Consider the following 14,271-nt stretch of genomic DNA (forward strand, 5'->3'; position numbering starts at 1 on the left):
ACTATGTCAAAGGTCCGGATTGCTGCGTATGATCCAGCAATGGGAGATCCACACTGACCGTTGTTCCCTGATCGAGTTCACTTTCGATATGCATTTCGCCCTGGTGCAGCTTGACGATCTGCTGGGTAATAGCCAGTCCCAGTCCAGTTCCCCCTTGATTCGGATTCACCTGGAAAAATCGATCTTTTACTTTTTCCATAAATTCCGGGCTGATCCCGATGCCGGGATCCTTGACTGAAATACGTACCTTATCAGGTGCTATTTCGGTAATCATCAGAGCAATAATAGATCCATCCGGTGAGAATTTGATTGCATTATCGACCAGATTCAGGAAGACCTGTTTTAGACGGTTGCCATCGGCATAGACAAGAAATGGACGTTCACCTGGCTGCAGGCTCAGACTGATATGTTTTTGCTCGGCTTTGGCCCATACATTCAGCATAGTCTCCTGCAGCAGTTCTTTCATATTGACTTCGCCCATTACCAGCTTCATTTGATTTTGCTGCAGCTTGGAAAAGTCCAGCATTTCTTCGACGAGTCCGATCAGACGGTCGGTCTCTTTGGAGATAATACTCATTCCGAGCTTGGTCTCTTCCGGATCGAATCCGCCGGAAACCAGGGTCTCGCTCCAACCTTTGATTCCTGTTAGCGGAGTACGAAGTTCATGAGAGATCGAAGATATAAAATCATCTTTTACCTGATTACTTTGTACAATCTCATCTGCCATATAATTCAGCGTAGACGCCAGGTCACCGATTTCGTGGGGATAATTCCCCTTGATCCTGACATTAAAGTCTCCCTTCGCCATCAGGGTAGATACGTTGATAATATTATTAATTGGTTTAACGATCGAATTGGCCAGACCCACACTGACAATCAGTACGATGATCAATATGATAATGCCGATACCTGTAGATACAAGCGTGATGTATAACAGCTTTTGATTGACCAGCTCCAGGGAAGTCACATAACGAACCAGATAGGACTTGTCTCCATTAATCTGAATCATCCGCGTGACTGCCATCACATCTTCACCGGTTCCGGCCTGTTTGCCAATCCAGCGGCCTGTAGAGCCTGTCAATGCCTGTGGAATATCGCCGGTCTGAATCGGCTTGTCCAGACGGAACGGCGTAGAGTTCTGGATTACATTCCCTTTGAGATCCAGCACCTGCACCTCGGCTTTGTCCAGTGTATAGGTAGAGATCAGATCCCTGGAATTGGTCGGTGCACTCGTATTATCAAAAGAAGATTGCAAGTAGTTAGAGATCCCATCGTAATAATACGTACGAATAGCAAATAGAAATACCATTTCGACCAGAAGAATCGTCAGAAAGACGACTAGAAAATAATGCAGAACAATCTGCCGGGTCATCCCCTTTTTAATCATTATGACTCCCGGCCTCTCCATTTATAACCATGTCCCCATACCGTCTGCAAAAATTCAGGCTCGGACGGATTGTTTTCGATTTTCTGGCGAAGTCGTCTGATATTTACATCGACAATTTTGGGATCACCCATATAGTCTTTGCCCCATACATGATCCAGCAGCAGATCACGGCTGAGCGGCGTATTTTCTTTTTCGAGGAAGAACTGAACCAGTGAGAATTCGGTTGGTGTCAGCTCGATCATTTTGCCGTTTTTCTTGAATTGCTTGGAGATCAGATCCAGAGTAAACGGACCCGATTCAAAAGATACCTTGGTATCCGATTCACGTTGTACATTGACGCGGCGCAGCAAAGACTGAATGCGTGCGATCAGTTCGGTTGGGCTGAACGGCTTGCTTACATGATCATCTGCTCCTACCGATAGTGCATACACTTTATCCTGCTCTTGTACTTTGGCTGTCAGAAAAATAATACCGATTCGCTCATTCTTCTCACGAATGCGGCGGCACACCTCAAACCCATCAATACCCGGCACCATAACATCCAGCAGTGCAATATCGATATCAGGCACAGTCTCCAGCATATGCAGCGCCTGCTCCCCGTTCTCGGTTTCCAGTACTTCAAATCCATTACGTTTCAGGTTAATAATAATAAAACTGCGGATAGACTCTTCGTCTTCCATAATTAGCACTTTGCTCATGCAGCTGTTCCTCCCTGTTTATCCTGCGCTTAATTTTGAATAATATTGATTTTGTCATTTTCCCAGAGTGCAATAACCTGTCCTCTGTTTTCAGCGATGATTTCCCAATCCCCGTTATGATTATTCCATTCATTTTCACTAAAGAACCGAACTTCAGCTACCTTTTCACCGGTATCTTTTAGTACAAATCGAAGATCTTTATCTTTGTTGGATTTGGTATCCAATGTAATCTTTTGCATCCAGTCGCTAGCAATCTTGATCACAAAACGACCATCTTCATCCCGGTACTGCTGACTAACCAGCTTTTCTAAAGTTCCGCCACCCGTCCACTGATAATAATTGGTGAACAAAGGAGTTTCGACAGGTGCGATGTTTTCCCAGCCTGCCGGGATTTCCACCATGCCAATTTCCAGAATACCATCATTATTAATATCTTCACTGACAATCTGCATGTCTTTCCAGGTCGCCTGACGACTGAGTTGGAATACATCCTCCAACTTGCCATCTCTCATAATAAACAAATGCGAGAATCCGGACTTCCCGAGTGCCTGATCCATAATAATACCATTCTGATCGGGAGCCACCTTGCCGGCTACTACATTATAGGCACTTACAATATTATTGAGATCAATAGAATCTATTTTTTTGAATCCATTGTCGTACCCATAGACCGTAACAGCCACATAATCCGGATTACTGTTCATCGTCATTGTTGTCAGATTATTGATACCGTCCCCATCCATATCAATCGTTTCATAATATGAATAAGGTATATGGTTTTCTTTGGTAAGCTTGCCTTTGTCATAATCATAGACATCCAGTGTCTTTTGTGTATTATCATTGCTGGCCGTATCGTTGGAATAACCGACCAGTAGATTGCGTCGCCCATCTCCGGTGACATCTGTAATCTCTACACTCTCCAGTGTAAAACCAGATCCTATGATATCCAGCTGCTTGACCCATGTATCTCCTGACTGTTCGAAGATCATTCCATTAATGCGTCCATTGGTCGTCTGATAGAAAACAATGGTCTCGCTCGTTCCATCTCCATCCAGATCCACGGTCTGAATCCGGCTGGTATTGCCGTTTTTGGGACTTTGAATACTGGCTCCCTCAGGCAATTCCGCACTGATGACGCTGTTCAATGTCTGCTTGTCCGAGGGAAGTTCTGGTGTCTGAATCAATGTCTTTGGATCAGACAGCGGGTTAAAGCTGCAGCCGCTCAGCAAAAATAGCAAGCCGGCTACCGCCAACATCCTGATCCATATCATTCGGTTCATTATTATCACTCTCTTCGTCGGCCTGCTCTATGGCTTGCAGGCCATTTTGGTTATAGCAATCTTCGTTCTGCGCTCGTTAACCTTCTTCCATTAATGTCAAAGGAAATCCGGCCTTCCTGCAGACCAATTATGCGTGTAGCATAACGTTCAGCCAGCTCCAGCGGAATAACGGCAATAACCGTCAGCCGTTCACTCGTACATAGCGAGCGAAGCGTCTTGATCACTTCTTCGCCGGATTTCGGGTCCAGACCGGTAACTGGTTCGTCTGCCAGCACTACCTTCGCTCCATGGGCGAGCGCACGTGCGATAGCTACACGTTGCCGTTCACCGCCGCTGAGCGTACCTGCTTTCTGATGCGCTTTATCCAGCAGACCGAGCGTCTCCAGAATATCCATCGCTCCCATATAATCATCAGAACGTACCATACCCGTGAGCATACGCCAGACAGGTGTCTGCCCCGACTGACCGATCAGCACCGTCTTCAGTGCTGTACGTTCCGGATGAAGCTGGGGGCTCTGCTCCAGAAAAGACCATTCCCGGCTAATTTTACGTTTACCACTGAATCCGGACTTGAGAATATCGGTATCCCCTACCCGAAAGCTTCCTTCCGACCAGGGTTCCCGCATAGCCAGACATTTTAGCAGTGTACTTTTGCCGCTGCCGCTTGGACCGACAAGTGCAATCATTTCGCCATGCTGAATTTCCAGGCTGATATCATCGAGTACTCTGGTTCTATCTTCTCCGACTATTTTTGTCAGATGATCTACATGAATCATAGACATTGCTGCGACCGCCCTTCTGCACTATTCATCCCAACGTGATCTGCTGGTTTCAGATATTTAATTACTTCGTACGGCTGATACGTAAATGATGCAGTTTGCCAGCTGTTAGCAACTCTCTTTCGTATCAGCAACATTATTGCTCATATTGTATAGTTTAGGGGAAAAAGCGGATAAATGCCATCTACGCTTGGATTTTATTTTGCTTTTCACGGAATACAAACCCCATTGCTGCAAAAAGGATATAACAGCCACCGAGTACCCAGAACAGACTGGACGCAGATCCCATCTCAATTCCCTTACCACCTACAGCAGGGCCGACAATACTGCCGAAGTTAAAATGAAAGGACGCCAGCACATTGGCTGCAGGCAAATACATTTTGGGCAGAATATCTGCTGCATAGGCGAGCCCCAGAGAGAAAAAGGAACCGATCAAACCACCGGCTACAGCGAACAAGGCCGCCATCATCCAAATATTCGTTCCGACTAGCGGGACCAGTACAAACAACAGCCCGCCAATACTTCCGGACAGCATCAATATCTTTTTGCGGCCAAATCGATCGCTCAGCATACCCAGCGGCAGCTGCAGGACAAGACCTCCTATGCCGATAAAAGGAAGCAGGAAAGCAATCGCATCTGTGGTCAGACTGATCCGCAGTCCATAAACCGGGAAATTGCTGTTCATTGCCGCTTCCATATAACCGTACAACAGAGCAGGAATCAATGCATACCAGGCCCACCGGTAACTGCGACCAAAACGTCCTTTTTGCGGTTCAGAGCCTTCTTCCTTGGCTGGTTTGCCGTCAGGAAGCTTTATCCATACAAGTACAGTGACGATAATAAATACAATTGTCATGATCAGGAATGGAGCCATCATACCCCAGTCCAACAGCCGGATACCGAGCGGACCGATACTGAACCCGATTCCGTAGGACATTCCATAAATGGAAAGATTGCGTCCTCTCTTTTCGGCAGGTGCAGCCATCAATACCCATAATTGTGCCGAATAGTGAATAGCACTGTCTCCAATACCGACCAGCATACGCAGTACAAACCAAAAGGCGATACTTGGATACAGCGGAAACAGCGGCAGGGTAATGACTACCAGCAGTAATCCGCAGAGCATCAGCTTCTTGAATCCCAGTACACCCAGCAGGCGCTCTGCCGCAAGGGTCATGGCAAAGGAACCAACATACAAGGCAGCCGCATTCAGTCCATTGACAGTGGATGATACGCCCATCCTCTCCAGAAAAATAGCCAGTACCGGCAGCAGCATACCCTGGCTTAGTCCTGCTGTAATAATTGCAATAATCAGAATCACAAAATGAGATGTCTGGTTCGAATAAATAGATGAACGATTGGATGATGTTGTGTCAGACACGATATTTCCTCCATTTTTATGTATCAGCATTTTACAAAACGCTGTATCTATGCTGTAATTTGGTATAGTGAACAGTATGCAACAAACTGCAATTCCTCTTCTGTTTCATATAATATGACGATGTCTGTTCACTCGGACCACCCGAACATTATAGTGGACAATCCGTACACAGACAAGCCATAATAAGCACAATAGGAAGTTAGGAATCAAGCCTGTTATAGGAATGCATTGACTGATGATTATATTCTGGGAGGTTCTCGTTTCATGAGCTATCAAGTGAAAATAGACGTTTCCCCCATTTATGATCTGCTCGGAAGTTTCATGGTCTATGTCACCAAGAAATGGATACGGGATATCGACCTCGGCACCGAGTGGATTCGGGAAATTGACAATACATTAAGCCATGGAGTACGCCTCGCGATACTGGAAGCTTCCTCCTGGCCGTTCGATGATTACGATGCACTATATGCCTGGGCCAGCTGCCGACAGCCCGAACGTTCGGTGGAGCATTTTCTTGAGCACCTTGAGCACACTTCGGAAAGTAGCATGTGGGATGAAATTCATCCTATCATGCCTTCCTTATCGCTGAATGACAGCATTCGTATTCAGCGGAGTTATGCTCCATTGCTCAAATTGTGGTACGAGCATTATTTTCATCAGATTGAAGGCCAGATTATGCCGCTTATTACAGAAGACGGTGAAGAAAAAATCGGCCTGCTCGATAAGATGGAACCGGAAGCATTGATCGAATATGCTTCCGGTGGTCTAGTTGTCTCTCCTATGCCTGGACTGCACACGGTCATTCTGTTCCCAACCGTGCATAACCGGCCGATTAATACGTACTGCTTTTATGATGGTGTTCTGTTAATCCAGTATCCTGTCGATGTACCGGAAGAAGGCGAGGAAGATCCTCCCAATATGCTGCTGCGCCTGACACGGGCTCTGTCGGACCCGGAACGTCTTCGTATGCTGCGTTATATTGGCGGTGAGCCCCGTTCATTGCAGGAGATGGCTCATGATCTGCTGCAGCCACAGGAGACACTGATGCATCATCTGATGATGCTGCGTGTAGCCGGACTGCTGCGTATCCATCTGGGCCGGGAAGATATTGACCGCTTCAGTCTGCGGCAGGATGGAGTGTCCGAGCTGCAGTTATTTTTGGAATCGTATATCCGTATTTAAGGAGTGAACTTCATGAAAGACATTCGGCACCAGCATCTGATCTTCGATATGGATGATACGCTGATTTACTGCAACAAGTATTTTAATCTGATCCTTGATGAATTTATCAGCCTGCTGTCCGGCTGGTTTGCAGACGAAGGATTGCAAATGCAGGACATTCGCCAAAAACAAATGGAGATTGATGTAGCTGGCGTGCACCAAGTAGGGTTTGCCAGCGAACACTTCCCTCGTTCTCTGGTCGAAACCTATCGCCATTTCAGCGAATTGTACAATCGCCCAACCTCCGAACCGGAAGAGCATCAACTGCGTATACTCGGCAGTAGTGTCTATGAAAAGGAAGTCGAAGCTTATCCCGGCATGGTCGAGACACTGGAGATGCTTCAGCAGGCCGGACATACCCTGTATTTGTACACAGGTGGCGAAAATGCTATCCAGCAGCGCAAAATCGATCAGATGAAGCTGACATCTTATTTTGACTCCCGTGTCTTTATCCGTCAGCACAAAAATGTGACCGCACTGGAAGAGATTATTACTTCTCATCTGCTGCCTCGTCAGGACACTTGGATGATCGGCAACTCTCTGCGTTCGGATGTACAGCCTGCTCTGCAGGCATCACTGAACACGATTTATATCAAGCACGAACTGGAATGGGCTTACGATATCATACAGCTCCAGGCTGGAAGCGAGCAATCGTTCCACACCGTATCCAAATTAACAGAGGTACCTGATGTTATTCATCAGAGCCTGCGCATACATGAGAAAAAACGGACTTCGGGATAATCCCGGGTCCGTTTTTTTGCGGATCATGCGCATTTATTCGCTAGTATCATCTATTGACCTGCGCGTTATCCCCTTCACGGTCTCTCTGTCTTACCCTGCTTATCCGGCTTCTTTTCGGACGGCTGTGCTTCCTATCATCACCCAACTATCAGGCAGATCAGGAGTGTACTGCTTCAACCATCAGCTTGCCGGTCTCTTTCTCGGCCAGCTTGATTCTTCCTTTATGCGTTTGACCACCTTTTTTAAAGGACAGCACCTGGGTTTCTCCTTTTTCAAGCAGTGACTTTAACATCGTAACTGAAATGTTTTTGCCCACATATTCTTTCCAGATGACAAATTTGCAGCCTTGCTTGAAATGGGAACAACCGTATCCTTTGCGACCTTCGATAATGACACCACCACATCCATGGCATGGACAGCTCCCCAGTGCAGCATGTTCCCCAGCGGCTCCCAGCGATACTTTCTTCTCTACAGTCGCAGTTGCTGCAGCTGGAGAAGCTCCCCTGCTACTGCTGCGTGCTGAACCACTCTTGCTCGGGCCTGATGCAGCTTTTGTGCGCGCACGTGATGATGAACTGCCAGCACCGGATTTGCCTTTACCTCTGGCACGGCTGCTTTCATCACCAAATGCTCCCGCCGCCGCTGGCAGCTGTGTGCTTACTTTATCAATAACAGACACAGCGAACTTTTTGACACTTTCCAGAAAGCGATCCGGATCAGCTTCGCCACGGGAAATCTGGTTCAAACGGCGCTCCCAATGTCCCGTCATTTCGGGAGAAGTGAGCAGCTCGACGCCAGCAGAGCGAATCAGTTCGATCGCAGCACGCCCTTTGAGCGTCAGCTCGATCTTTTTGCCGCTAGCAGTAACATATCCCACCTGCTTCAGACGCTCGATGGTGGCTGCACGTGTAGCAGGTGTACCGAGACCCGATTCTTTCATTGCATCCCGAAGCTCTTCGTTTTCGATCTGCTTGCCTGCACTTTCCATTGCTTTGAGCAGTGTACCTTCGGTATACGCTTTGGGTGGCTGTGTCGCTTTTTCCTTTACATCTACCTTGCGGCACAGAACAGGCAGCTTGCTGTCTATAATAAAAGGCTCCTGAACTTCTTCCTCTTGATCCTCTTCCTTATCAGAGTTTTTGCGAGCAGAAGATTTGTTGCCGCTTTTGGCTTTATCCTTATCAGGCAGTGTTACTTTCCAGCCGAGAAACAATAATTCTTTAACTGCCGTTTTGAACGTCTCCTGCTCTACAACCGTCATGACTGTATGATGCTTGTACTCTGCCGGTGGATAGAACTGGGCAAGAAAACGACGCACAATCAGATCGTACAGCTGCTGCTCTTCTTTGCTGAGAGTACCCGGCTTTTTGAGAGTCGGCAAAATAGCATGGTGATCTTCTACTTTGCCAGGATTACAGACGGCTTTGTTGTTCACATGTACCCGTTTACCATCTGCGCCTCCTGCTAGTTCTTCATAAGGCGTATTCTTGAGCATACCCAACACTTTATGCATACCGTCAATATTCTGCTCGGTCACATAGTTGGAATTGGTACGCGGATAAGTAATTACTTTATGACGCTCGTATAGAGCCTGGGCAATGTCTAGCGTTTTTTTGGCAGAATATCCAAACTTGGCATTGGCATCCCGCTGAAGCAGAGTCAGATCATACAGTTTATACGGATATTCCTTGCTTTCACGAATATCGTACTTGGTAATTTGTCCTTCTTTGCCTTTCACCTTGTCTGCAATAGCTTCGCCTTTGGTCTTATCGGTGATACGATCTCCCTGCCATACCCCTTCATACGTTTTATCATGCTGCTTGAAACTGGCTCTTACTTCATAGAAGGTCTGGGAATCAAATGCCTCGATTTCCTTTTGCCGATCATAAATCAGCGCCAGTACAGGAGTCTGTACACGTCCTACCGAAAGCAAATTATTGTGCTTGGTCGTAAATGCGCGTGAAGCATTCATCCCGATCAGCCAATCCGCTTCGCTGCGCGCCCGTGCTGCCCGCGTCAGATTCTCAAACTCGCTGCTATCCCGGAGCTGGTCAAACCCTTTACGTATACTTTCCGGAGTCAGGTCGGAGATCCATAGCCGCTTGACCGGCTGACGCAGCTTGAGCTGACGCTGGATCAGCGCAAAAATATGCTGTCCCTCCCGCCCGGCATCACACGCGTTCACGATGCGGTCACAGCGCTTGGCCAAATCACCAATTACCTTGAGCTGATCTTTGGTGCGCGGGTTCGGTACAATTTTGAATTCGTCGGGAATAATCGGCAAATCTCTAAAATTCCATTTTTTATACTTGGGATCATAGGCATCCGGTTCAGCCAATCCGATCAGATGGCCGATCGCCCAGGTGATAATATACTGTTCCCCTTCGAGATGCGTACGCTGATTCCGCGCTTTTGGTTCAATAACAGCCGCAATATTACGGCCCATATCAGGCTTCTCGGCAATGACTAGAATTTTCATGCTTTCATTCCTTTCCCGGAATGGACTACCATAAGGTTGGTTGCATTCTTCGATGTGACTTCCAGAGCTGGATATTAAAGACTCTAATTGCTGTGTAGCTATCGATTTACCTCATTGCTTCATTCCCAGCTTTTCAAACTTTCGATACTCTCATCTATTGGTATTTCGGCAAAAAAGGAGCTACACTCTGGAGTGCAGCCCCCTTTCTCACGTACCTATTACTCACTTCACATTATAGCATATTGTGTTTTGGAATTCGATGAAAGAATCGGCAGCAACAAGGACCCTTCTGCACACTTCAATAATTACATTTGTAGCATGGAAAAAAGACTGCACTGGAGGGTGCAGTCTTTTTTCCATACTATTCAACAATATCGCTTATACGTTTATTCGTAATGGTAAGCTTGCATACACAAAACGGTTATTGTGCATATAACACACTGTCTAACGTCTAACGTCTAACGTCTAACGTCTAACGTCTAACGTCTAACGTCTAACGTCTAACGTCTAACGTCTAACGTCTAACGTCTGCAATTGTAGAGATCAAATTGGATTTAGACAAGTACCGTTGCACCCATCAGATATTTATCCACTTCGCGCGCTGCTTCGCGACCTTCGTTGATCGCCCATACGACCAGACTTTGTCCACGGCGCATATCCCCAGCTGCAAATACTTTGTCTACATTAGTCGTATATTTACCGTAGCGGGCTTTGACATTGGTCCAGCGATCCGTTTCCAGACCAAGTTGCTGAGCCAGTGTCTGTTCCGGTCCGTCAAATCCGATAGCGATTAGCGCAATCTCTGCCGGGAATATACGCTCGGTTCCTGGAATAGGCTGATAGATTTTGCGTCCGGTCTCATCGACGATACGCTGAATCTGGATGGTATGCAGTTCTTTCAGATTACCATTTTCATCACCGACAAACTTGGTTGTCATGATAGAGAATTCACGAGGATCACTGCCGAAAATAGCTTTCGCTTCTTCCTGCGCATAATCCAGTGTATACACATTCGGGAACTGCGGCCATGGATTCGCGATTGGATCACGTTCCAGTGGAGCTTTGTCATGCGTACCGAACTGGGTGACACTGCGGCAGCCGTGACGTAGTGAAGTTGCTACACAGTCAGATCCGGTATCTCCGCCACCAATGACAATAACATTTTTATCTGTAGAAGAAATGTAATTACCATCTTCCAGATTGCTGTCCAGGTAACTCTTAATAGTGCCGTTCAAATAATCCATTGCGTAAATAACACCATTTAACTGGCTGCCTTCAATATTGAATTCACGCGGTTTGGTTGCACCGCCGCAAAGCACAACTGCGTCATAATCATCTACCAGCTGCTGAGCAGGGATATCCTTGCCGATCTCGGTGCTCGTAATAAATTCAATACCTTCTTGGCGAAGAAGATTCACTCGACGCTCTACAATTTGCTTATCCAGCTTCATACTCGGAATACCATAAGTGAGAAGTCCACCTACACGATCGGAACGTTCATATACCGTTACCGAATGTCCTGCTTTATTCAGCTGCGCAGCACATGCCAGACCTGCCGGACCGGAGCCAATAACAGCTATACGACGTCCTGTACGTTTTTCTGGTGGTTCGGGAACAACCCAACCCTCTGCAAAGCCGCGTTCAATAATGGATTCTTCAATCGTCTTGATCGTTACCGGCTGACCAATAAGGCCAACTGTACAGGAACCTTCACAAGGAGCCGGGCAGATCCGTCCGGTAAACTCGGGAAAATTATTTGTCTTGTGGAGGCGCTCCAGCGCTTCTTTCCACAGACCACGGTAGACCAGATTGTTCCACTCGGGAATCAAGTTATGAACAGGGCAGCCAAAGGTGGACCCTGCCATATTCATACCTGTATGACAGTACGGTGTTCCGCAGTCCATACATCGTGCACCCTGCGTACGCAGTTCGTCTTCAGACATATGCTTATGGAATTCTTCCCAGTCTTTTACGCGTTCAAGCGGATCGCGATCCGCGGGAATTTGTCTTTTGTATTCCATAAATCCAGTAGGTGTAGACATATTAACAGTTCCCCCATCCGTTCTATACGATGCCGAGTTTCTTTCGATCACCAGCTTGCCGTAAGTTTATTTTCAAGAGTAGCATTGAGACAATTGAATCACAAATGGATTAAGCGCATGATTATTTGTACTTTTTACATAGAGATTACACCGTGGTGAAACATCTTGCAATAACTTTTCTGTTACTTTCACTTTTTCTGTATACATTTTGTATAAGCAATATTCAATATTGCGTACATTAACAACAGATTGTAACTATGTTTATTTAGTTTTTGTTATTCATCATTCATAAACTTTATGTTTGGCTTTTAGGATTACCAGTGCTTTGAATGTTTGCCTACATAGATAGAGAGTGAGCTATTATAAACTTTTTATTATATTTATGCATTTTAACGTATAACACAAGTATGTTACAGGCTTTTTTCCCTATCCATTGATCCTATGATATGACAAACACTTTTACGGGATCCTATAATATTCATACTGCTGTCATCCAAATTACTGTTCTGCCTGCTTGCGTTTGTATTCTTCAAACCGGTAATCATAATCATTCTTCTCATCACGAATGCCTGATACCGTATTCACCAATGTCCACTCCGACCAGTCGACTTCCGGAAAATACGTATCCCCCTCAAAATCTTGTTCGATTCTGGTTACTAGCAGACGATCCGCATAATTCAGGAATTCCTTATAAATTTGCGATCCGCCAATAATCATTAGTTCTTCTTCTGCACTGGCAAGCTGAATCGCTTCTTCTACCGAATGAAGAACTTGTGCTTCGCTCGTTTCAAAAGAAACATCCCGTGTCAAAACAATATTTTTCCGGTTTGGCAGTGGTTTGGAACCAAAGGAGTTCCAAGTTTTGCGTCCCATGACAATTGTTTTATGCTGGGTCTGCTGTTTGAAGTACGCCATATCTTTGGGCAGCTTCCAGGGCATATCATTATCTTTGCCGATAATGCCTTCTCGTCCTTGTGCCCATATGAGTGTAATCGTCATTCTCGCTGTCCTCCTATCATCCGGAGTTGTTCATCCAGATAGGTTTATTCTATATCATATCATTAAAACCTATCACTCTGCATCAAATTCTTGTAATATTTCACGAATGTTACTGCCTGCTTATTAACTGATCATCCGGTAAAAAGCAAGCTATCAAATGTTTTATCCATAGCGATTCAGAAATTTGATCAGTTGGGTACTTAGCAAAAATCCGGAGACGATTTACAGGATATAGATAAGCTCTCTGCTCCATAGCATAGCTGTGTCTTTCCTCAAATCCATCTCCGGACTCAATGTACCGGTATTCAATTGGTATATTATAAGGATTAGATGGCAATCGGTGCCTTGATCCCTGGATGATACTCGTAATTTTCAAAATGGAAATCTTCGAACTTGTAATCGAAAATGCTATCCGGCTTGCGCTCGATACGCAGCTGTGGGAGTGGATGCGGCTCACGTGTAAGCTGCAGCTTCACCTGCTCTATATGATTGTTGTAAATGTGTACATCGCCGCCCGTCCAGATCAGATCGCCCACTTCCAGATCACACTGTTGTGCCACCATATGCGTAAGCAGCGCGTACGATGCCAGGTTAAACGGCAGACCGAGGAATGTATCGACCGAGCGCATCTGGAACATACATGACAGCTTGCCTTCTGCTACATAGAACTGAAAAGCATAATGACACGGCGGCAGCGCCATATGATCGACTTCTGCCGCATTCCAAGCATTAACGATATGACGACGCGAATCAGGGTTACTCTTGATCTGCTCGATAACCGACGAGATTTGGTCAACCACTTCCCCACCGGGACCGCGCCATTCTCTCCACTGAGAACCATATACACGCCCCAGATTGCCTTCTTCGTCAGCCCACTCATCCCAGATGGTTACACCATTTTCACGCAGGTACGTAATATTGGTATCCCCGCTGAGAAACCAGAGCAATTCATGAATAATAGACCGTGTATGGAGACGTTTTGTTGTCAGTAAAGGAAAACCTTCCTGGAGATTGATACGCATCTGCCGTCCAAATACAGAGATAGTGCCTGTACCTGTACGATCTCCCTTGGCTACTCCATGATCCATAATATCCTGCAATAATTCCAAATATGCTTTCATAGTTACACCTCATTCATACGACTTGATTTGACAGGTCTATAAGATAATTAGATGCTATTTAGACAACTAGACAGTGATCAAAATAGTCAGCCTTCTATCCCAAAAGAAAATGCCGTCAAATTCAGTTTAACTTCACCTGCCAT

At 46.1% G+C, this 14,271-nt stretch carries 11 protein-coding genes; 2 read left to right on the forward strand and 9 right to left on the reverse strand.

The genetic code is table 11. The annotated features are described in order from the left end of the window. Nucleotide 1 precedes the first annotated feature (1 nt). From H065_RS0107505 to H065_RS0107525, 5 genes are all read right to left on the reverse strand, one after another. Nucleotides 2-1,387 carry a HAMP domain-containing sensor histidine kinase gene (locus H065_RS0107505; RefSeq protein ID WP_017812418.1) on the reverse strand — a complete coding sequence of 462 codons (1,386 nt, stop codon included), beginning with the start codon at nucleotides 1,385-1,387 and terminating at the stop codon, nucleotides 2-4. Next, nucleotides 1,387-2,085, reverse strand: a complete 699-nt coding sequence (locus H065_RS0107510; RefSeq protein ID WP_017812419.1) for a response regulator transcription factor — start codon at nucleotides 2,083-2,085, stop codon at nucleotides 1,387-1,389. The genes H065_RS0107505 and H065_RS0107510 overlap by 1 nt, the downstream gene beginning before the upstream one ends. Nucleotides 2,086-2,114: 29 nt before the next feature. Beyond that, on the reverse strand, nucleotides 2,115-3,365 hold the full coding sequence (locus H065_RS25490) for a hypothetical protein (protein ID WP_017812420.1): 1,251 nt from the start codon (nucleotides 3,363-3,365) through the stop codon (nucleotides 2,115-2,117). Nucleotides 3,366-3,415: 50 nt separating this feature from the next. Further along, a complete protein-coding gene (locus H065_RS0107520) occupies nucleotides 3,416-4,141 on the reverse strand; it encodes a phosphonate ABC transporter ATP-binding protein (RefSeq protein WP_026136091.1) in 726 nt (241 codons plus the stop codon). 187 nt (nucleotides 4,142-4,328) lie between these two features. After that, nucleotides 4,329-5,618, reverse strand: coding sequence for an MFS transporter (locus tag H065_RS0107525; RefSeq protein ID WP_338010870.1), 1,290 nt, complete (start codon nucleotides 5,616-5,618; stop codon nucleotides 4,329-4,331). A 171-nt stretch (nucleotides 5,619-5,789) separates the two neighbouring features. On the opposite strand from H065_RS0107525, the gene H065_RS0107530 reads away from it, so the two are divergent. Together H065_RS0107530 and H065_RS0107535 are read left to right on the forward strand one after the other, a co-directional pair. Next, entirely contained in the window at nucleotides 5,790-6,707 is a 918-nt protein-coding gene (locus tag H065_RS0107530; protein ID WP_017812423.1) for an ArsR/SmtB family transcription factor, read from the forward strand. A gap of 12 nt (nucleotides 6,708-6,719) precedes the next feature. Next, nucleotides 6,720-7,487 (forward strand): HAD family hydrolase, encoded by a 768-nt coding sequence (locus H065_RS0107535; protein ID WP_017812424.1) that lies wholly within the window; start codon nucleotides 6,720-6,722, stop codon nucleotides 7,485-7,487. 157 nt (nucleotides 7,488-7,644) lie between these two features. Here the strand turns inward: H065_RS0107535 and H065_RS0107540 are convergent, their stop codons facing one another. The 4 genes from H065_RS0107540 to thyA form a co-directional block, all read right to left on the reverse strand. After that, nucleotides 7,645-9,966, reverse strand: a complete 2,322-nt coding sequence (locus H065_RS0107540) for a type IA DNA topoisomerase (protein WP_017812425.1) — start codon at nucleotides 9,964-9,966, stop codon at nucleotides 7,645-7,647. 554 nt (nucleotides 9,967-10,520) lie between these two features. Then, complete coding sequence (locus H065_RS0107545) at nucleotides 10,521-12,008, reverse strand: glutamate synthase subunit beta (RefSeq protein ID WP_017812426.1); 1,488 nt, start codon at nucleotides 12,006-12,008, stop codon at nucleotides 10,521-10,523. A gap of 498 nt (nucleotides 12,009-12,506) precedes the next feature. Continuing rightward, nucleotides 12,507-13,007: a dihydrofolate reductase gene (locus H065_RS0107550; protein WP_017812427.1), complete on the reverse strand. Its 501-nt coding sequence runs from the start codon at nucleotides 13,005-13,007 to the stop codon at nucleotides 12,507-12,509. A 326-nt stretch (nucleotides 13,008-13,333) separates the two neighbouring features. Then, a complete protein-coding gene (thyA, locus tag H065_RS0107555) occupies nucleotides 13,334-14,128 on the reverse strand; it encodes a thymidylate synthase (RefSeq protein ID WP_017812428.1) in 795 nt (264 codons plus the stop codon). Between the last annotated feature and the right edge of the window lie 143 nt (nucleotides 14,129-14,271).

Source organism: Paenibacillus shenyangensis (assembly GCF_000346635.1).
Classification (GTDB): Bacteria; Bacillota; Bacilli; order Paenibacillales; family Paenibacillaceae; genus Saccharibacillus; species Saccharibacillus dauci.